General features: G+C 60.5%; 18 protein-coding genes. 14 read left to right on the top strand and 4 right to left on the bottom strand.

The window, feature by feature from the left end; genetic code table 11:
- Positions 1–6 precede the first annotated feature (6 nt).
- Both Q0792_RS14860 and Q0792_RS14855 read right to left on the bottom strand, forming a co-directional pair.
- Complete coding sequence (locus Q0792_RS14860) at positions 7–393, bottom strand: Fur family transcriptional regulator (RefSeq protein ID WP_298842375.1); 387 nt, start codon at positions 391–393, stop codon at positions 7–9.
- A 427-nt stretch (positions 394–820) separates the two neighbouring features.
- Entirely contained in the window at positions 821–1057 is a 237-nt protein-coding gene (locus Q0792_RS14855) for a DUF1127 domain-containing protein (protein WP_298842371.1), read from the bottom strand.
- A 215-nt stretch (positions 1058–1272) separates the two neighbouring features.
- Here Q0792_RS14855 and Q0792_RS14850 point away from each other — a divergent pair, with 215 nt between their 5' ends.
- The gene (locus tag Q0792_RS14850) at positions 1273–2346 is read left to right on the top strand and encodes an Mrp/NBP35 family ATP-binding protein (RefSeq protein WP_298842368.1); all 1074 of its coding nucleotides are present in this window, start codon (positions 1273–1275) and stop codon (positions 2344–2346) included.
- Here Q0792_RS14850 and Q0792_RS14845 read toward each other — a convergent pair.
- On the bottom strand, positions 2343–3140 hold the full coding sequence (locus Q0792_RS14845; RefSeq protein ID WP_298842365.1) for a nucleotidyltransferase domain-containing protein: 798 nt from the start codon (positions 3138–3140) through the stop codon (positions 2343–2345). The genes Q0792_RS14850 and Q0792_RS14845 overlap by 4 nt on opposite strands.
- Before the next feature lie 687 nt (positions 3141–3827).
- Between Q0792_RS14845 and mraZ the strand changes: the two genes are divergently transcribed.
- The 8 genes from mraZ (at position 3828) to murD (ending at position 14490) form a co-directional block, all read left to right on the top strand.
- Entirely contained in the window at positions 3828–4331 is a 504-nt protein-coding gene (gene mraZ / locus Q0792_RS14840) for a division/cell wall cluster transcriptional repressor MraZ (protein WP_298842362.1), read from the top strand.
- 3 nt (positions 4332–4334) lie between these two features.
- Complete coding sequence (rsmH, locus tag Q0792_RS14835; protein ID WP_298842359.1) at positions 4335–5327, top strand: 16S rRNA (cytosine(1402)-N(4))-methyltransferase RsmH; 993 nt, start codon at positions 4335–4337, stop codon at positions 5325–5327.
- On the top strand, positions 5327–5686 hold the full coding sequence (locus Q0792_RS14830; protein ID WP_298842356.1) for a cell division protein FtsL: 360 nt from the start codon (positions 5327–5329) through the stop codon (positions 5684–5686). The genes rsmH and Q0792_RS14830 overlap by 1 nt, the downstream gene beginning before the upstream one ends.
- Entirely contained in the window at positions 5683–7458 is a 1776-nt protein-coding gene (locus Q0792_RS14825) for a penicillin-binding protein 2 (RefSeq protein WP_298842353.1), read from the top strand. Before Q0792_RS14830 ends, Q0792_RS14825 begins: the two co-directional genes overlap by 4 nt.
- A 17-nt stretch (positions 7459–7475) precedes the next feature.
- A complete protein-coding gene (locus Q0792_RS14820; RefSeq protein ID WP_298842350.1) occupies positions 7476–8957 on the top strand; it encodes a UDP-N-acetylmuramoyl-L-alanyl-D-glutamate--2,6-diaminopimelate ligase in 1482 nt (493 codons plus the stop codon).
- Positions 8954–10384 carry a UDP-N-acetylmuramoyl-tripeptide--D-alanyl-D-alanine ligase gene (gene murF / locus Q0792_RS14815; protein ID WP_298842348.1) on the top strand — a complete coding sequence of 477 codons (1431 nt, stop codon included), beginning with the start codon at positions 8954–8956 and terminating at the stop codon, positions 10382–10384. Before Q0792_RS14820 ends, murF begins: the two co-directional genes overlap by 4 nt.
- A gap of 9 nt (positions 10385–10393) precedes the next feature.
- Positions 10394–11515 carry a phospho-N-acetylmuramoyl-pentapeptide-transferase gene (mraY, locus tag Q0792_RS14810; RefSeq protein ID WP_298842345.1) on the top strand — a complete coding sequence of 374 codons (1122 nt, stop codon included), beginning with the start codon at positions 10394–10396 and terminating at the stop codon, positions 11513–11515.
- A gap of 1580 nt (positions 11516–13095) precedes the next feature.
- Positions 13096–14490, top strand: a complete 1395-nt coding sequence (murD, locus tag Q0792_RS14805) for a UDP-N-acetylmuramoyl-L-alanine--D-glutamate ligase (RefSeq protein ID WP_298842342.1) — start codon at positions 13096–13098, stop codon at positions 14488–14490.
- Between the two features lie 8 nt (positions 14491–14498).
- Here murD and Q0792_RS14800 read toward each other — a convergent pair whose 3' ends face one another.
- Positions 14499–15680, bottom strand: a complete 1182-nt coding sequence (locus tag Q0792_RS14800) for an NAD(P)/FAD-dependent oxidoreductase (protein ID WP_298842339.1) — start codon at positions 15678–15680, stop codon at positions 14499–14501.
- A 133-nt stretch (positions 15681–15813) separates the two neighbouring features.
- On the opposite strand from Q0792_RS14800, the gene ftsW reads away from it, so the two are divergent.
- The 5 genes from ftsW to Q0792_RS14775 are packed head-to-tail and all read left to right on the top strand — an operon-like array spanning position 15814 to position 19979.
- A complete protein-coding gene (gene ftsW / locus Q0792_RS14795; protein ID WP_298842336.1) occupies positions 15814–16983 on the top strand; it encodes a putative lipid II flippase FtsW in 1170 nt (389 codons plus the stop codon).
- A complete protein-coding gene (locus tag Q0792_RS14790; RefSeq protein WP_298842334.1) occupies positions 16980–18083 on the top strand; it encodes a UDP-N-acetylglucosamine--N-acetylmuramyl-(pentapeptide) pyrophosphoryl-undecaprenol N-acetylglucosamine transferase in 1104 nt (367 codons plus the stop codon). The genes ftsW and Q0792_RS14790 overlap by 4 nt, the downstream gene beginning before the upstream one ends.
- Positions 18080–19486 (top strand): UDP-N-acetylmuramate--L-alanine ligase, encoded by a 1407-nt coding sequence (murC, locus tag Q0792_RS14785; protein ID WP_298842331.1) that lies wholly within the window; start codon positions 18080–18082, stop codon positions 19484–19486. Before Q0792_RS14790 ends, murC begins: the two co-directional genes overlap by 4 nt.
- Positions 19486–19734 carry a DUF2484 family protein gene (locus Q0792_RS14780; protein ID WP_298842328.1) on the top strand — a complete coding sequence of 83 codons (249 nt, stop codon included), beginning with the start codon at positions 19486–19488 and terminating at the stop codon, positions 19732–19734. Before murC ends, Q0792_RS14780 begins: the two co-directional genes overlap by 1 nt.
- Positions 19731–19979, top strand: coding sequence for a DUF2484 family protein (locus Q0792_RS14775; RefSeq protein WP_298842325.1), 249 nt, complete (start codon positions 19731–19733; stop codon positions 19977–19979). Before Q0792_RS14780 ends, Q0792_RS14775 begins: the two co-directional genes overlap by 4 nt.
- Positions 19980–19988: the final 9 nt, after the last annotated feature.

Below are 19988 nucleotides of genomic sequence, written 5' to 3'. Positions count from 1 at the left end.
TAAAGATCATGCGGCACACCCGCCGCAACGACCATGAATTTCAACGATATGCCGTTCTGACTGAAAGTTTCCGGTTCTGGTCATTCTGTTGAGCAGGGGCAGCAGGTCGCCACCGTCGTGTTCTTCTACTGTTCCGCAATCGCCACAGATCGCCAGAACCGGCACCTGGCCCGCGTGACTGCAGGTGCAGGGCACAAAGGCTCTGATCGATTCCAGCCGGTGCGCGCGGCCCTGATCAGTCAGCGAGGAAAGCGTGCGATACACCGTCGGCGGCGCGATGTCCGGTTCGCTGGCCTGCAGCTGTTCGAGGATCTGATAGGCCGTCATGGGCCTGTCGCAGGACCGGAGAACGCTGAGGACGTCGTCCTGTCGTGCCGTCGCGGGTTTTCTCATCTGCTGACCTCCTGACCTCCGAAGTTTGTTACTTTATAAAATAAAAAGCAGCAAGCGATGCGTGGCACAGTTCCGCCGTCGCGACGAATTTCCTTTCGCGCGCACAAAAAAGCGGCCCCCGGGAGGATTGGGGACCGCTTTCTTTTTCCGGCGACGTTTTTCAGGGAGGAAATATGCCCGCCGGTCGTCTGTGGCCATTCTGGCCCCTGTAAAAGGGACGGCGGCATCCGGGAGGAGGATGAATGCCGCCGCCTTAGTCCAGCGTTGCCCGGGAGGAGGTGGGCGCGGCTGAAGATCGTTCCGGGAACTGTCCCCGGTGCCCGGATGTCCGGGCGGTGTTCACAAACGGCGGCATCCGGGAGGAGGATAGATGCCGCCGCCTTTGTTCAGGTTCCCCGGGAGGAGGTGGAGAACCCGATTCCGTTGCTCATACAGCGATCTTTTCGCAGGCGGTTTCCCACGCGAGGTGGCGGAAACCGGAGCGGTGCATGCCAAGGTCGGCTGCTTCCCGGTCGCTGAGCGTATTCAGTTCAGCCAGTGTATTGCGATACAGGCTGTAGCGCGCGTAACGCGCTGTTGCGGTTGCGAAAAAACCTGTGGCGGCGGCCAGTGCACGCACGCCGAGATTGTCGGATTTTGCGAATGTCTGATCCATAAAGGCCATGTTGTCGTCTTTCGTGTTTGTTTGTTGTAACCCATACTTAGGCAAATGCTGCGGGTGCACAATGGTCAGATATTCAATGCTGCTATGCAGCATATGCATGGGCGACGCAGGGTAAATTTTCGCATAGTGCTAATGGTTTAGGCATTTTTACGGGGCTGCTGGTGTTCCGCCGCACATGTGCTATCTGAACGGGCGGGAACGAGGAGTTTTTGAGCATGTCTGTAACACGGGCCGATATTGAAGCCGCTTTGAGCCGGGTCGCTCTGCCGGATGGCAGGAGCCTTATTGAGCACGATCTGATTCGAGCGCTGACGGTCGATAACGGTGTGGTGCGCTTTGTGATAGAGGCACCAACGCCCGAAGTTGCGCGCCAGATGGGGCCACTGCGTGACGCCGCCGAAAAGGTTGTATCCGAGCTGCCGGGGGTGTCGCAGGCAACCGTTGCTCTCACAGCGCACGGACCGGCAGAGAAAAAGCCGGAACCGCCCAGTCTGAAGATCGGCGGTCACCCGAAACCGCAGGCTGGGCCCACAAAACCTTCGGGTGTGAAACGCATCCTTGCGATCGGCTCTGGCAAGGGCGGGGTGGGCAAATCCACGGTCTCATCAAATCTGGCGGTGGCCCTAGCACGGGCGGGGCGCAGGGTCGGCCTGCTGGACGCCGATATCTATGGTCCCAGCCAGCCGCGTATGATGGGGATCAACAGACGCCCGGCCAGTCCGGATGGCAAAACCATCATTCCGCTGCACGCGCACGGCGTCACGCTGATGTCCATCGGCTTTATGCTCGAGGACGGCAAGGCAGTGGTCTGGCGTGGTCCGATGCTGATGGGCGCGCTGCAGCAGATGCTGGGGCAGGTGGAATGGGGCGAGCTGGACGTGCTGCTCGTGGATCTGCCGCCCGGCACCGGCGACGTGCAGCTCACGCTTTGTACCAAATCAGAGCTGACAGGCGCGATTGTTGTCTCCACTCCGCAGGACGTGGCCCTCATTGATGCCCGCAAGGCGCTCGACATGTTCGACACGCTGAAAACGCCCGTGCTGGGGCTGATTGAGAACATGTCCATGTTTGTCTGCCCCGATTGTGGGTCCGAGCATCAGATTTTCGGGCAGGGCGGTGTGGCCGCCGAGGCCGAGAAACTGGGTGTGCCGTTACTGGGCGCACTGCCCATCGACCTCGATACCCGGCTTGCCGGCGATGGTGGCACGCCGATTGCCGCCGGTGACGGGCCGATGGCCGAGGCCTATGCGCGCATCGCAGACGGGCTTATCAAGGGCGGCATGGCCTAATAGGGTCGCCTCAGCTTCATGCTGTCCTGCAGTTTCGCCCAGGTCGCGGCCTCGAATGCTTCGGGCCAGTTCAGCCCCAGCCGCTCTGCAAGGGCGCGCGCACCTGGCAGATAGGACCGGGCATACGCCATATGTGCTGCGATGATCGCATCCCGGGTCGGCTCGGGCGTGGGCAGGGCTGAGAGTGCCGCCTTCTGTTCATCTGTGATCAGACGATTCAGGTGCAGTGCTCCGCCACGACCGGGCGCTGCGGTCTCCTCGATCATCAGATCGACCAGCAGGTTGCGCAGGTGGTACACGCCCAGCACGCCATTCAGATATTCACCGCGCCCGTCCACCAGGTGCAAAAGGCCGAGGATGCGGATGAATTCTTCGAACTGCCAGGCCAGCTTTCTGGTGTTTGGTGCAGGCGCAGGCGGCGCGTCTTTCAGAGTGTTGTATATAGTGTCGTGATCAATGACCGGTTTCAGGCCGGCTTTCGTATGCCCGCTTAGCTGATCGGGTTTGAGAATGATCACATCGGTACGCGTCCAGTCGGCCGTTATGGCGTTGATCAGCACCGGAACGGTCAGGCGATCCCACCACAGAACAATATCACCCGTCCGGGCGACGGCCGCCCGCCAGAGTTCCGCGATCTCGTCAGTTGCGCCATCCCCGGTGACCAGCACAAAGTCGATATCGCTGAAGGCATCCGCCATGCCGTTGCCGTGACTGCCGCTCAGGAACAGCGCACGGACGCGGGCGTCCTTATCAAGGTGATCAGCGATTGTTGAGATAGTGTCGGCGTGGTGCATGTCTGGCTCCTGCGTCCGGAATGTTCCGGAATATGCAGGATTTCGCAAACAGCTGCAAACCTGGCAGGCGCACGGGATATCATGGGACGCGTTTCCTCCTGTCGTGCAGTTGAGGCGAATCAAAGTTGCCAGAAGCGATGTGCGAGGCGGATTTCCGGCGGTTTTTGACCTCTGAGCTGTATCTGTCAGCGCTCAAGGCGGAGTATTCGCAAAAAATCGGGGAAAATATGGGAAGTTACCACCGATTTAAAATGATACTACATATTGTGTTGGTATTTTTTCCATTGGCAATTTGTTGATATTTTTGCCTACAGCAGGCACCAAATCTTGCTTTCCTTAATCTCCAAAAGCAAGATTTAGCAATTTGGTAACTAAAAATTCCTTGCTGTACCATGATTTCCCACGCTATACCTTTCTACATCAGATGAGAACGAGCCCGGGGCACCAAACGACCCCACGCAAACAAAAACTCTAGCAGGTTTCATACAGGCACCTCGCTTTCATCAGACCAAGAGATCCGGCGCGCGAGCGAGCAGACATCCCCCCAGGTGGCGCGCGCGACTGGACTTCCCCGCAAAGTCGGGACGAGGGCGGCGGGTTGATCAGTGGCAGCAGATCAACCCGCCGTTTCCATTTCAGGGACGGGGGAAGCGCAGGCGAGGGCGCGCAAAAGATTGGGATAAGGCAGTGAGCCGCAGGTTCAGAGGCGAAAGCCATCACAAGGTAGATGCAAAGGGGCGGGTCTCGATACCGGCCTCTTTCCGCCGTGTGATCGAAGCCGCAGATCCTAACTGGACATCCGGCGGCGCGCCCGAACTGGTCATTGTCTATGGTGATCACCGCCGCAGCTATCTTGAATGCTACACGATGGAGGCCATCAACGAGGTCGACGACAAAATCGACGCCCTCCCGCGTGGCTCAATCGAGCGTAAAATGCTGCAACGTCTTTTCCATGGTCAGTCGTTTCCCACGTCGGTTGACGAAACCGGCCGCCTGGTGCTGCCTGCAAAGCTGCGCCAGAAGATCGGCCTCGACAAAGAGGCCTTCTTTATCGCAGCGGGTGATACTTTCCAGATCTGGCAGCCCGAGACCTACGAGGCCGAAGAGGCCGCCAAAACCGACGCATGGCTGGACGACCTGCCGGATGATTTCGATCCGCTGGCGTTCCTGGACGGTAAACAGGGGGAGTAGGTCATGGCTGCTGCGGCCACCACTGACACGTCTGCTCCGCACATTCCTGTACTGCTGCCTGCAATTCTGGATGCTGTTTCACCGCTCCGGGGGACATGGCTGGATGGCACCTTCGGGGCTGGCGGCTATACGCGCGGTCTGCTCGAAGCGGGTGCAGACCGGGTGATTGCCGTGGATCGCGACCCGCTTGCTTTCGAGATGGCCGCCACGTGGGCAGATGCCTGGGGCGACCGGCTGGTTCAGCAACGCGGCGTATTCTCTGCCATGGACACCTATGCCACTGCCCTGGATGGTGTTGTGCTCGATCTGGGTGTGTCGTCGATGCAGCTTGATCAGGCAGAGCGCGGTTTTTCGTTCATGCGTGACGGACCGCTCGACATGCGCATGAGTCAGGACGGTCTTTCCGCTGCTGATATTGTCAACGAAGCCTCCGGGGACGCCATTGCGAACATTCTGTTCCAGTACGGCGAAGAGCGGGCCAGTCGTCGCATTGCCAAAGCCATTGTGTGCGAGCGTGCGCTGGAACCGATCACCACAACCCTGCGTCTTGCTGGCATCATCGAAGGCTGCCTGCCACGCGCGAAACCCGGACAATCCCACCCGGCCACGCGCAGTTTTCAGGCGCTGCGGATTGCCGTGAACGACGAATATAGCGAGCTTTTCCATGGCCTTATGGCGGCTGAGCGGGCCCTGAAGCCGGGCGGCTGGCTGGCTGTGGTGACGTTCCATTCTGTCGAGGACCGAATGGTGAAACGCTTTCTGACGGCCCGCTCGGGCGGCGGTGGAAATGCCAACCGCTTTGCACCGGAAGTGCAGCGCGCCGAACCGCAGTTCACGCAGCCGTCGCGCAAAGCCATTTCTGCAGATGCAGCCGAGATTGCTGCAAACCCGCGCGCCCGGTCCGCCCGGCTGCGGATCGCGGTGCGTACGGACGCGCCTGCAGGTGATATTGATGCAAAATCCATCGGTATGCCGATGGTCAGTGAGGTAATCTGATGCGTACGTTCCTCTATATTCTCACCACGCTCAGTGTGATTGGTCTCGCCTTCTGGGCATACCGTGAAAACTACGCCACCCAGGGCGCCCTTGCTGAAACCCGTGATCTGCGCGACGATATCCTGCAGGCACATGAACGTCTGGCGGTGCTGCGCGCTGAATGGGCCTATCTGAACCGTCCTGACCGGCTGCGTGATCTGGCAGACATCAATTTTGACAGGCTGGGTCTGTTGCCCCTCCGCCCGGATCAGTTCGGAAATGTGGACCAGGTCGCCTATCCCCCTGATCCGATTATTGAATTTGACAATGCGGTTGATGTCTCAAGTCTTGGCGGACAATCCGGTGAGGTAGTGCAATGATCCGAACACCACTCCGCCCACTCGCCCGCATCCTCGACGCCCGTGAAAAAGGTGAAAACCCGGATGCGATCGAACGCGAGAACATCCGCATTCGCCACGAACAGATGCGCGATGCCGCCCGTCAGCGGGCCGAGGGCCGCCTGCTCATTCTGGGCGTCTTTTTTCTGTGTGCATTTCTCGTCGTTGGCGGGCGCATGGGCATGATGGCAACGTCTGAGCCGCGCGAGCCCCGGGCCGAGGCGCCGGGTTCGGTGATCCATGCTGCGCGCGCGGATATCGTGGACCGTCACGGTAACCTGCTGGCCACCAATTTCGAGACGCATGCGCTTTATGCCCAGCCACCGCAGATGGTGGACCCGGCACATGCTGCAATGAAGCTGGCGCAGATTTTCCCGGATCTTGAAGAAAAGGAACTGCTGGCGGATTTCACTGGCACGCGCAAGTTTCTCTGGATCAAGCGGCGCATCAGTCCCGAACAGTTGCAGGCCGTGCATGAGATCGGTGATCCGGGGCTGCTTTTCGGGGCCCGCGACATGCGTCTGTATCCCAACGGGTCACTTGGCGCACATGTGCTGGGCGGCGCAAGCTACGGCAAAGAGGGGGTAAACGCGGCCGAAGTAATCGGTGTTGCGGGGGTCGAGAAGTACTTTGACGACTATCTGCGCGACCCGGCCAACGACGAGCTGCGGCTGTCGCTCGATCTGACCGTTCAGGCAGCGGCTGAACGGGTGCTTTACGGCGGAATGAAGCTGATGAATGCCAAAGGGGCCACTTCGGTGCTGATGGATGTGCACACCGGCGAGGTGATCAGTGTGGTTTCGTTGCCAACGTTTGATCCCAACCGGCGACCCCGTCCGCAGGCGTCGGGAGATGCCTCTGACAGCCCGCTTTTTAACCGGTCTGTGCAGGGCGTCTATGAGCTGGGATCGGTTTTCAAGATTTTCACCGCCGCTCAGGCGATGGACCTTGGTCTGGTAAACCCAGACACGATCATCGACACCAAAGGTCCGCTGCGCTGGGGCAAATTCCGCATCCGCGATTTCCGCAACTACGGCAATGAGATGTCGGTTTCCAAGGTAATCGTCAAAAGCTCGAACATCGGCACTGCCCGTATGGCGCAGGAAATCGGTGTGGAGCGCCAGCGCGCCCTGATGAAAAAGCTGGGCATGCTCGAGGCCACAGGTTTCGAGATTGTCGAGGCCGCCGGTGGCCGTCCGCTGTTGCCGAAAAACTGGTCAGAACTCAGCGCCATGACAATTTCTTACGGCCATGGTCTGTCCACCTCACCGATGCACCTTGCGGCGGGCTATGCGGCTCTGGCCAATGGCGGCTTCCGGGTCGAGCCGACGATCCTGAAGCAGAACGGCCCGCGCCTGGGGGACCGTGTTTTCAGCGAAGAGGCGTCGCGCCAGTCACTGAAGATGCTGCGCCGGGTGGTCACCGAAGGCACCGCAAGTTTTGGCGAGGTGCAGGGCTATGCGGTGGGCGGCAAAACCGGCACTGCCGATAAACCGCGCCCGCAGGGTGGGTATTACGACGACAAGGTGCTGGCGACCTTTGCTTCGGTTTTTCCCGCGCATGATCCGAAATATGTGCTTATCGTCACACTGGACGAGCCGGTCGATACAACCGGTGACGAGCCGCGCCGCACCGCCGGCTGGACAGCTGTTCCGGTCGCGGCCGAGATGATCCGCCGCGTCGCGCCGCTCCTTGGCCTCAGACCAGGCGTTGAACCCGGTGCTGTGACAGATATAAAGCTCACCTCAAACTGACCGCAGAGGTGGGGGCCATGCGCGACGATCAGAAACTGCTTTCCGCACTCGGACTGACCGCAGCCCGTGGCCGCAATCCCGGCATTTCCGGACTGGCGTCCGACAGCCGTGAGGTGGAAGAGGGCACCCTTTTCGCCGCCTTGCCCGGCAGCGCCGTACATGGGGCACGGTTTATCCCTGTCGCCCTCGACGCCGGCGCGGCGGCAGTTCTGACAGATGCCGAAGGCGCACAAATGGCCGCTGAGGTTCTGCAGGCCAGCGATGCTGCGCTGATCGTCACGCAGGCGCCGCGCGAGACACTTGCCCGCACGGCAGCGCTCTGGTTCGGGGCTCAGCCCGAAACGCTGGTCGCTGTAACCGGCACCAACGGAAAAACCTCTGTCACCAGCTTTGTGCGTCAGATCTGGACACTGCTGGGCCACAGCGCCGTCAACCTCGGTACGACCGGTGTGGAAGGTGCCTGGGCTGCGCCACTGGCCCATACCACCCCCGATCCGATCACACTGCACCGCGCACTTGCAGATGCGGTGGCAAACGGCGTGACACATGGCGCGATGGAAGCCTCCAGCCATGGGCTGGATCAGCGCCGGCTGGACGGGGTTACGCTCCGGGCTGCGGGGTTCACCAACTTTACCCAGGATCACCTCGACTACCACGAGACTTTCGAGGATTATTTTGCCGCCAAGGCGGGTCTTTTCGCCCGTGTACTGCCCGAGGACGCGAAGGCAGTTATCAACATAGAAGCCGACAGGGGCACGGATATGGTCGCAATTGCGTCGGCGCGAAACTGTCCGGTGGTCAGCGTCGGACGCCGTATCGGCGATTTTCATCTGGGCAATATCCAGGTTGATGCGACAGGCCAGACGGTTGCCTTCCGTCATATCGACAAGACATATGTCCGCCGCCTGAACCTTATCGGAGATTTCCAGGCGGAAAACGTGATGATGGCGGCGGCTCTGGTGATCGCCTGCGGCGAGGATGCGGGTGCCGTTTTTGAAACGCTCGGAGATCTGTCGACCGTCCGGGGTCGGATGCAGCTCGCTGCAACCCGCGAAAACGGTGCAACCGTCTTTGTTGATTACGCCCACACACCCGATGCAGTGGCCACGGCGCTGCGCGCCTTACGCCCGCATGTGCTGGGGCGTCTTATTGCCATCGTGGGCGCAGGCGGTGACCGGGACGCGACCAAACGTCCGCTTATGGGGCAAGCGGCGGCTGAAAATGCGGATCTGGTGATCGTGACCGATGACAATCCGCGCAGCGAGGACCCGGCTATGATCCGTTCCGAGGTTCTTCTGGGCGCGTCCGATGCGATGGAGGTCGGTGACCGTGCCGAAGCAATACTGCGCGGTGTTGACGCGCTTGGGCCGGGCGATGCCCTGCTGATTGCGGGCAAGGGGCACGAGACCGGCCAGATCGTCGGAGACGATGTCCTGCCTTTTGATGACGCCGAACAGGCCAGCGTGGCCGTCGCCGCTCTTGACGGGAGGTTTGCATGACACTCTGGACAGCGGCAGAGGCTGCCCGTGCAACCGCTGGTCGTGCGACGACTGACTGGGAGGCGCGTGGCGTGTCGATTGACACGCGAACGCTTGAGGCAGGTGATCTTTTTGTTGCCCTGAAAGATGTGCGCGACGGCCATGAGTTTGTGGCACAGGCGCTGCAGAAGGGTGCCGCCGCGGCTATGGTTTCTCATATTCCGGACGGCCTGCCTGAAAATGCGCCACTTCTGGTTGTCGGGGACGTTCTGAGCGCGCTTGAAGACCTTGGGCGGGCAGGGCGCGCCCGCATGCGGGGCAAGGTCGTCGGTATCACGGGCAGTGTTGGCAAGACGTCCACCAAGGAAATGCTGCTGGCCATGTTGTCGGATCAGGGGCGCGCGCATGCGTCTGTTGCCAGCTACAACAACCACTGGGGCGTGCCGCTGACCCTGGCGCGGATGCCAGCGGATACAGAATTCGCTGTGATTGAGATCGGCATGAACCATCCGGGCGAGATTGCACCATTGTCAAAAATGGCGCGGCCGCATGTTGCGCTGATCACGACGGTCGCTGCCGCACACCTGGAAGCCTTTGAAGACATCACCGGCATCGCTGTTGAAAAAGCCTCAATCCTCGAAGGTGTCGTGCCCAATGGCATTGCCGTGCTCAACAGTGACATCGAAACGGCTGCGGTCCTTTTGGCCAAAGCGCAGGACTGCAGGTTGCGGGACATCGGTTTTGGCGAACAGGGGTTCGACTTCAGACTGCTGCGCGCCACGGTTCAGGGCGACAGCACGGTAGTCCAGGCGACCATGGGTCAGGACCCGCTGCTTTACAAGCTCAGCACACCGGGCCGGCACTTTGCGGTCAATGCGCTGGGAGCGCTGGCCGTCATGGCCGCGCTGCGCCTTGATATGGCGCTTGCAGTGGGCTCCCTGGGCCGCTGGACACCCTACAGGGGCCGGGGCGTGCGCGAACGCATCTGGCTCGATCCGGTCGACACCCGCCTGACACTTGATCTGATCGACGACAGCTACAACGCCAATCCGACATCCATGGCCGCCGCGCTCGAGGTGCTTGCATCCGCGGAGGTCACGAACGATATCGGCCGCGTTTCACGCGGACGGCGCATTGCCTATCTGGGCGACATGAAAGAACTCGGCAGCGACGAGATTGCGCTGCACGCCGGTCTTGCGCACCTGACCTCAATGGAACAGATCGACGTGGTCCATTGCATCGGACCGCTGATGAAATCCCTGCACGACCTGCTGCCCGAGGCGCAGCGCGGTGGCTGGTTTGAAACGTCAGCCGAGGCCGTACCACGCCTCAAACATCACCTCGACAGTGGTGACGTCGTACTCGCCAAAGGCTCACTGAGCATGAAACTGGCGCTGATCGTTGACGCCATCCGCAAAATGGGACATGCCCCGCTGGACGTGGAATAGGGATTAACCATGCTTTACTGGCTTACGCTGCTGTCGGACGGGGGGGACATTTTCAACCTCTTTCGCTACATCACTTTTCGCGCAGGCGGGGCCTTTCTCACGGCGCTGGTCTTTGGTTTTCTCTTTGGCAAACCGCTCATTGCCGTGCTGCGCCGGCGCCAGGGCAAAGGTCAGCCGATCCGCGATGACGGCCCCGAGGGGCATTTTGCCAAGGCTGGTACGCCGACTATGGGCGGGCTTCTGATCGTCGGCGCGCTGCTGACCTCCACGCTCCTGTGGGCGCGGCTCGACAACCCCTTTGTCTGGATCGTGCTGGGCGTCACGCTGGCATTTGCCGCCATTGGTTTTGCGGATGATTTTGCCAAGGTTTCCAAAGGCAACCACAAGGGCGTGCCTGGTCGTGTGCGCCTGCTGGCGGGCTTTGTGATTGCGGGCGTTGCGACGGCGGCGGCCATGTATGTGCATGGCCTCAACGACGCCGAGCTTGCGGCCCGACTTGACAATTATGACGCGCTCTCAGCGCGGCTCGCCCTTCCGGTTTTCAAGGATGTTCTGCTCAATCTGGGCCTGTTTTTCATCCCCTTCGGCATGATCGTGATCGTGGGGGCGGCCAATGCCGTCAACCTGACAGACGGGCTCGACGGGCTGGCCATCATGCCGGTGATGATCGCCGCAGGCACCCTCGGTGTCATCGCCTATGCGGTGGGCCGCGTCGACTTTACGGAATATCTGGATGTGCATTACGTGCCCGGCACCGGCGAGATCCTGATCTTTACCGCCGGGCTTTTCGGCGGGGGTCTGGGCTTTTTGTGGTACAACGCGCCCCCCGCCGCCGTCTTTATGGGCGACACCGGATCGCTGGCGCTGGGGGGGGCTCTGGGGGCGATTGCCGTCTCCACCAAACACGAGATCGTGCTGGCCATCGTCGGCGGGCTCTTTGTGGTCGAGGCGCTCAGTGTGATCATCCAGGTCGCCTATTTCAAAGCCACCGGCAAGCGCGTGTTTCTGATGGCACCGATCCACCACCACTATGAGAAAAAGGGCTGGTCCGAGAGCACCATCGTGATCCGTTTCTGGATCATTGCGCTGATCCTCGCGATGATCGGGCTGGCGACGCTCAAAGTGCGGTAAACCCACATCCGCCTCTCACCCGGCGGCTACGCCGGGCAGCCCCCGACCCTCCCCCCGGGAGGGGGCTTTACCCCCACCCAGGGCCGGGGGATGCCCTTGGTGCAAAGAACACTATCGAGATGCAGCGGCTTGTGTATTCTGACCTCAGTCGCAGTTCGGAAGAAATATTTTTTGCCTTCAACGAGAATCTGATCCCCGGATTAGATTTCAATCTTTAAAACAGAGTGTCCGTTTTCAAGTACTTCCGGTCCAAATGTGCCGTTCACGTACTCACTCGGACCCCAATCAAACCGCCGCGGAACAACGAGAGAGCACAAGCCCTTTACCCGGATTTCTTTCGGCTGACCAAACGCCTACAAAAGGATTCGTACATCTCCGCTTTCCCAATCGACTTTAATGGTTTCTATTAACCAATCATGCACTGATTTTATCCTTTGTGACTTCTGCTGGATACCAACCGGGTAAAGATAAGCAAAGATTTTTACAGATTGAATTCTTTGATCTCTGGCTCCTAACAGTTGCACCTCTCAGTGTCGGCTGTGCGGGACGAAGTGAGATTTCGCTGCGATTGCGCCAACGCCTGCTTCGCAAATTCAGCGTCGGTGTTGCCAACTTGGCTAAGGTGGGCGATCCTGTCTCAGAAAGACTCAGCTGATTTTACAAGCGGTTCTGCAGGAGCCTACAGACGTGGCCACTTTCATATACGTTCTATTGATGGTTGTGGTCTTTAGTTTTCTGGTTGCGGTCTTTTGGTTCGTTAAGCTCTTTGCATCGCTTTCAAACTTGATCTTTACGTCACAAGCTACAGCGCGCAGTGCTTGGGACGATGCAACGGGTGGCTTCTTTTCGTTTTTCCGTGTTCTGAGCCATACCGGAAACAGAGATGCTGGAAAGGCGCTTTGCCGAAATGCAGTCTTCTTTCTCGGCTCCTTCGCTACAACGATGTGCGCAGCCTGGCTGTTGGTAGAGCTCAATTTGACGCACTGCGTTCTGAACATGGTCCGGACCGCTTCAGACGGAACAATTATACCTGTTTGCACCGCGTCCAGATAATACTTTTTGACGACCTTCGATCCGGCGGCAGACATTGGTGCGAACAGCAGCATCTGTAGAACTGGCTCTTAGCCGTCTTTCCCCGCAATCAGCATGAAGGTCTGTTGTCGGGAAGTCGCGCAGACTTTGCAACGCCCGCTTCCTGCTCATCGATGACTTGCCCTTCATCTGCTGGGGCTTCAGGCAGGAGCCCTGTCGAACAATGCCGGCCGGGCTCCGCGCTCTGAGAAAGAACCAAAAACGCCTGCCTGTCGAACGCAAGGCCTCATCAATCCCATGCCACCCCAAAACCCTTAACAGACCCCACCGCGCGCGCTGTTAACCCACCCCCGCACCGACCCCTGCACCGACGGAATACCGACAAAATACCGACGTTGGAAATTCGCCCCCGGCCCCCTGTCAACTATGACGAACCGGGTGAGTCGCCCGCACAGGCATCCTGCGCGCCCGCACGGCCCATTAACCACCTTGCCCCCGCCCGCCCGGCACGGCACTGTCCGCCCAGCAATCAACAGGGGGGGCCAGGCGTGATTCCGGTCGCAGGGGTAACAGGACAAACCATCGCCGTGCTGGGGCTGGGCCGCAGCGGGCTCAGTGCCGCGCGCGCCCTCGCAGCGGGCGGGGCGACCCCGCTCTGCTGGGATGACAATGCCGATGCCCGTGCCCGTGCAGAGGCCGAAGGCTTCACCTGCAAGCAGCTGAAAACACCCCAGCATTTCGATCGCGTTGACCGGCTGATCGTCAGCCCCGGCATCCCACATCTTTATCCGGCGCCCAACCCGGTTGTCGCCGCGTCTCTTGCCGCAGGGGTGCCCGTCGATAACGACATCGGCCTCTTTTTCCAGTCCTTCGCCACCGGTGACTGGCACCGCTTTGAGACTGCCCCGCGGGTCGTCGCCGTCACCGGGTCGAATGGGAAATCAACCACTTCCGCGCTGATCCACCATGTGCTGACCGAAGCGGGGCGCCCCTGTCAGCTGGCCGGAAACATCGGGCGCGGGGTGCTGGACATCGACGCGCCCCATGACGGCGAGGTCGTTGTGCTGGAGTTGTCCAGCTATCAGACCGAACTGGCCCGCAGCCTGACCCCCGACATTGCCGTTTTCACCAACCTGTCGCCCGACCACCTGGACCGGCATGGCGGCATGGGCGGATATTTTGCCGCCAAGCGTCGCCTTTTCGCCGAGGGTGGGCCGGATCGCGCAGTGGTCGGCATTGACGAGGATGAGGGTCTTTTTCTGGCCGGTCAGCTGTCAGAGGGGCGAGGCGATGATCGGGTGATCCGGATGTCGGTCGAACAGAAACTGACCGGCCCGGGCTGGCATGTATTCGTGCGCAAAGGATTTCTGTCCGAATACCGCAAGGAGCGCCAGGTGGCTTCTGCCGATCTGCGCGGTGTGCCTGGCCTGCCGGGGGCTCACAACCACCAGAATGCCTGTGCCGCCTGGGCGGTCTGCCGTGCGCTGGGCCTCGCGCCAAAAGCAATTGAGACGGCTTTCCACACCTTTGCAGGCCTTCCGCACCGCAGTCAGCTGGTGGCCGAAAAGAATGGCGTGCGTTTCGTCAATGACAGTAAAGCAACCAACGCCGATGCGGCGATCAAGGCGCTGTCCGCCTTTCAGAATATCCGCTGGATCTGTGGGGGGCTGGCGAAAGAGGGCGGTCTTCCCGGGCTGGATGCCGCAGCAAAAACGGTGCGCAAGGCCTATGTGATCGGGCGCGAGGCCGCCGGTTTTGCGATGCAGCTGCCTGTCGAGGCCGAGGTCTGTACTACAATGGCTGAGGCGGTCGCGCGTGCAGTTGCCGAGGCAGAAGACGGCGACGTGGTTCTTCTCGCACCTGCTGCAGCCAGTTTTGATCAGTACGATAACTTCGAGCAGCGGGGCGATGACTTTGTTGCAGAGGTGGGCAAACACCTCTGAGCCGAGGTTTACGCGGGCGCGCCCAGAGCGCGGGCCGCCGCCATTCCCGAGGCCCAGGCCCATTGGAAGTTGTAACCGCCCAGCCACCCGGTGACGTCCACAGCCTCGCCGATAAAGTAAAGCCCGGGCACAGCGTCGGCCTGCATCGTGCGCGAGGACAGCGCGCCCGTATCGACGCCGCCCAGGGTCACTTCGGCGGTGCGATAGCCCTCGGTGCCCGACGGATGCAGCGCCCAGTTCTGCAGAGTGTCGGATATGTCGCAAAGGCGCTGATCGGACTGATCAGCCAGATTGCCGCTCAGATCCATCTCACCGGCCAGATGGTCGACCAGCCGTGCCGGCAGATGGGCCGCCAGCTCTGTGGTGAGGTTGCGGCGGCCGGAAATCTGACGCCTGGCGCGCAATTCTTCTGTGACGGGCCCGTCCGGGGTCAGGTTGACCGTCACGGGCTCTCCCTCACGCCAGTAACTCGAGGCCTGCAGCACCGCCGGTCCGGACAAGCCACGGTGCGTGAAAAGCACGGCTTCTTCAAATGTTGTGCCTCCCGCGCTGACGCGCGCAGGGGTCGCAACACCCGAGATATCGGCGAAACGCCTGTCAGAGAACGTGAACGGCACCAGCGCAGGCCGTGTTTCCGTGACCGCAAGTCCAAATTTTTCCGCGACCGAATAAGCAAAACCGGTAGCGCCCATTTTGGGGATGGATTTACCACCTGTCGCGATAACGACATTCCGGGCTGAGACGGCGCGTTGGCTTCCGTCTTGATCCAGGGTCATGGAAAATCCGTCAGGTGTCTTTGCAAAGTCCAGGACGGATGTTTGCAACAGCAGTTCAGCGCCATTCTGCTGTATCATACGCCTCAGCATCGAAATGATGTCTTTTGCGGAATTGTCGCAAAAGAGCTGGCCCAGTGTTTTTTCGTGCCAGGCAATACCGTGCTGATCCACCAGATCGATAAAATCCCACTGGGTATAGCGTGCCAGTGCCGATTTGGCGAAATGCGGGTTGCCGGACAGAAACGCGCCAGGTTCGCAATAAAGGTTGGTAAAGTTGCACCGACCACCACCCGAGATGCGGATTTTCTCACCCGGCGCTTTCGCGTGATCGACGATGAGCACCCGACCTGGTGCGTGAGCCGCACACATCATGCCTGCAGCGCCGGCCCCGATGATCGCAATATCATAGTCCATGCCCGCGAACTGGCGTGAAATACCTATAAAGGCAAGGGTTCAGGCTGGTCTGAACGCAGGTTTCAGGTTACACTAGGCAAATCAGACCCCGAAAAGGGGCGTATCGGCAGTGTAATTATCAAGGCAGGCTTCCATGACGGAAATGGTCTATGGTGCGGTCCCGGTTCGCGATGGCGAACCGATCCTCCCTAAATGGTGGCGGACAGTCGACAAATGGGCGATGTCCTGTGTTCTCATTCTTTTTGCGATCGGCCTGCTGCTGGGGCTCGCGGCCTCGCCGCCGCTTGCGGAGAAAAACGGGTTTGAGGCCTTTCACTATGTCCAGCGCCAGGCATTGTTTGGCACGCTGGCCCTGATCGCGATGCTGATCACGTCGATGATGTCGCCGGTGCTGGTGCGTCGCCTTGCAGTGCTGGGATTCCTGGTGGCCTTTGTGGCGCTGGCGCTTTTGCCCTTTTTCGGAACAGATTTCGGCAAGGGCGCCGTGCGCTGGTACAGGCTCGGCTTTGCGTCGCTGCAGCCTTCGGAGTTTCTCAAGCCGGGTTTTGTGGTTGTCGCGGCCTGGATGATGGCGGCGTCTTCTGATCTGAACGGACCCCCGGGCAAGACCTGGTCGTTTGCGCTGTGTATCTCCATCGTTCTGATGCTGGCGCTGCAGCCGGACTTCGGACAGGCGTGTCTGGTTCTCTTCGCCTGGGGCGTGATGTACTTTGTGGCCGGCGCACCGATGGTCCTGCTGGTTGGCATGGCGCTTATGGTCGTTGCGGGGGGCACTTTTGCCTATGCCAGCTCTGAGCATTTCGCGCGGCGCATAGACGGCTTCCTCAGTACAGATATCGATCCGACAACCCAGCTCGGATATGCGGCCAACGCCATTCGTGAAGGCGGGCTCTTCGGTGTTGGCGTCGGGGAAGGCCAGGTGAAATGGTCTTTGCCGGATGCGCACACCGACTTTATTATTGCCGTTGCGGCAGAGGAATACGGGCTGATCCTCGTCCTGATCATCATCGCGCTCTATGCCACAGTGGTGATCCGTTCGCTGATGCGGCTGGTGCGGGAACGCGACACTTTCATCCGGCTTGCGGGAACCGGACTCGCCTGTACGCTGGGCGTTCAGGCCATGATCAACATGGGCGTTGCGGTGCGTCTGCTGCCAGCCAAGGGCATGACACTGCCCTTTGTCAGCTACGGCGGCTCTTCGGTAATCGCCTCTGGCATCGCTGTTGGTATGCTGCTTGCCTTTACCCGGACCCGGCCTCAGGGCGAAATCAGTGACCTTCTGACACGCGGACGGGGACGATGACGGGCAAACCTTTGTTGCTGATCGCCGCGGGCGGCACAGGGGGGCACATGTTTCCTGCCCAGGCACTGGCCGAGGCCATGCTGGCGCGGGGATGGCGGGTCAAGCTGTCGACAGATCCGCGCGGCGCTCGCTATACCGGTGGTTTTCCGGACGGCACAGAGATCGAGGAAATCAGCAGCGCGACCTTTGCGCGGGGCGGTTTTGTTGCCAAGGCGGCAGCACCCTTCCGGATTGGTACAGGCGTTCTGGGTGCGCTGCTCAAGATGCGCCGCGACCGGCCGGCGGTTGTTGTGGGCTTTGGCGGCTATCCGACCATCCCCGCAATGGCGGCGGCCTTTGTGATGAAACTGCCGCGTATGATACATGAGCAGAACGGGGTGCTCGGGCGGGTGAACACGTTTTTTGCCTCCCGCGTCGAGGCGATTGCCTGCGGCACATGGCCCACGGACCTGCCGCAGGGTGTCACCGGCGAACACACGGGCAATCCGGTGCGCGGCGCGGTGCTGGAGCGGGTCGAAGCCGGATATATCTCGCCCGGTGATTACCCCATGGAGCTTCTGGTGATCGGTGGCAGCCAGGGTGCGCGTATTCTCAGCGATGTCGTGCCGCCCGCGATCGCGGCACTGCCGATGCACATTCTTTCAAACATCCGGGTCAGCCACCAGGCCCGCGAAGAAGATCTGGAACGTGTCGAAGGGTTCTACCGGGATAACAACATCCGGGCCGAGGTGCTGCCATTCTTTGATGACGTCCCCCGTCGCATGTCCGAAGCCCAGCTGGTGATCAGCCGCTCTGGCGCGTCGTCGGTTGCGGATATTTCGGTGATCGGGCGGCCGTCGATCCTGATCCCCTATGCCGCTGCCACCGGGGACCATCAGACCGCGAATGCCCGCGGTCTCGTAGAGGCGGGTGGCGCGATCATGGTGCCGGAATCCATGGCCAGCGTTGACGCCCTTTCAGACATGATCACATCGGTGCTGGACAATCCGGATGGGGCAATGCAAATGGCGCGCTCGGCGGCCAGATTTGGCAAGCCGGAGGCGACAGAGCTGCTGGCCGGTATGGTCGAAAGGCTCGCCGCGAGGGGATATGAGACATGAGTGCTGCAACCAAGCTGCCGGGAGACGTGGGCCCGATTCATTTTGTGGGCATCGGCGGGATCGGCATGTCAGGCATTGCCGAGGTGCTGCTGAACCATGGCTACACGGTTCAGGGATCTGATCTGAAATCCACGCCGATTACCCGGCGCCTGCAGGAGCTGGGTGCGACGGTTTTCGAGGGACAGCAGGCTGCGAATGTTGAAAACGCGGATGTGGTCGTGATTTCCAGTGCAATCAAAGCCGGCAATGCTGAACTGGATGCCGCCCGTCTTCAGGGCCTGCCTATTGTGCGCCGGGCCGAGATGCTGGCCGAGCTCATGCGCCTCAAATCCAACATTGCTGTCGCGGGAACGCACGGCAAAACCACGACCACCACGATGGTTGCCACCCTGCTTGATGCGGGTGATTTCGATCCGACAGTCGTGAATGGCGGTATTATCCACGCTTACGGCTCGAACGCACGCGCTGGGGAGGGCGAATGGATGGTGGTGGAGGCCGACGAGAGCGACGGCACGTTCAACCGCCTGCCGGCAACGATTGCCATTGTAACCAATATCGATCCGGAACACATGGAGCACTGGGGCACCGAAGAAGCGCTTCACCAGGGGTTCTATGACTTTGTGTCCAATATCCCGTTTTATGGTCTGGCGGTGTGCTGCACGGATGATCCGGATGTGCAGGCTCTGGTCGGGCGCATCAGCGACCGGCGGATCATGACCTATGGGTTCAACGCTCAGGCGGATGTGCGTGCGGTCAATCTGACCTACCGGGGCGGGGTCGCGCATTTCGATGTCGCGCTGCAGGCCGAAGGTATCGTGATTGAGGGCTGCAGCCTGCCGATGCCCGGAGATCATAACGTCTCCAATGCACTCTCTGCTGTGGCTGTTGCACGCCACCTCGGCATGAAAGGCGAAGAGATTAAGAAAGCATTAGCCGCGTTCGGTGGCGTTAACCGCCGCTTTACCCGTGTGGGGGAGGTTAATGGTGTGACGATTATTGATGATTACGGACATCACCCGGTAGAGATCGCCGCGGTGCTCAAAGCGGCGCGGCAGGCGACCGAAGGGCGGGTTATTGCCGTTCACCAGCCACACCGTTACAGCCGTCTGAGCCATCATTTTGAAGATTTCTGTGCCTGCTTCAATGACGCAGACGTGGTTGGTATTGCCGAGGTTTTTGCTGCGGGCGAGGACCCGGTCGAAGGCGCATCGCGCGATGATCTGGTGGCCGGCCTGATCCGTCACGGGCACCGGCATGCCCGCGCTGTGGTGGGTGAGGATGACCTTGAGCGCCTCGTGCGCGAACAGGCGCGCCCCGGTGATATGGTGGTCTGCCTTGGGGCAGGCACGATCAGCGCCTGGGCAAACGGCCTGCCGCAACGATTGCAGAAGGGGGCGGCGTAATGCTGCTCTGGGCCTGTATTTTCTGGGTGCTTGCCTCTGCGGCGGTGGCAATGCTGCCGATGCGGCTTCAGTATGTACCTGGCGTCGCGCTGCTGCTCGCAGCACCCGTTCTGATCGTGCTCGCTGGTCTGACCTGGGGATGGTGGGTGTCGGCGCTGGCGCTTTTTGCGTTTGTTTCAATGTTCCGCAACCCGCTGCGGTATTTTCTGGCCCGCGCCCGGGGCCAGCGACCGGAGATTCCCCGATGAGTACCTCACTTGTTCTTGCCGCCGTCTGGGCGCTGGTCGCGAATGTTCTGGCCATGACGCCCAGCCGTGATCATCACTGGCGGAATGCCTATGTGCTCATCGCCGCCGGGATACCGATCGTCGGACTGGTCACCTGGACGCACGGCCCGTGGATCGGCATGCTGGTCCTGGCCGCAGGCATGTCTGTCCTGCGCTGGCCGGTGATTTATCTTGGCCGCTGGATCAGACGCATTACTCTGCGCTAAGAGGGGCCC

This window comes from uncultured Roseobacter sp., from assembly GCF_947495025.1.
Taxonomy (GTDB): domain Bacteria; phylum Pseudomonadota; class Alphaproteobacteria; order Rhodobacterales; family Rhodobacteraceae; genus Roseobacter.
This window is presented reverse-complemented; position numbering and strand designations above follow the sequence as displayed.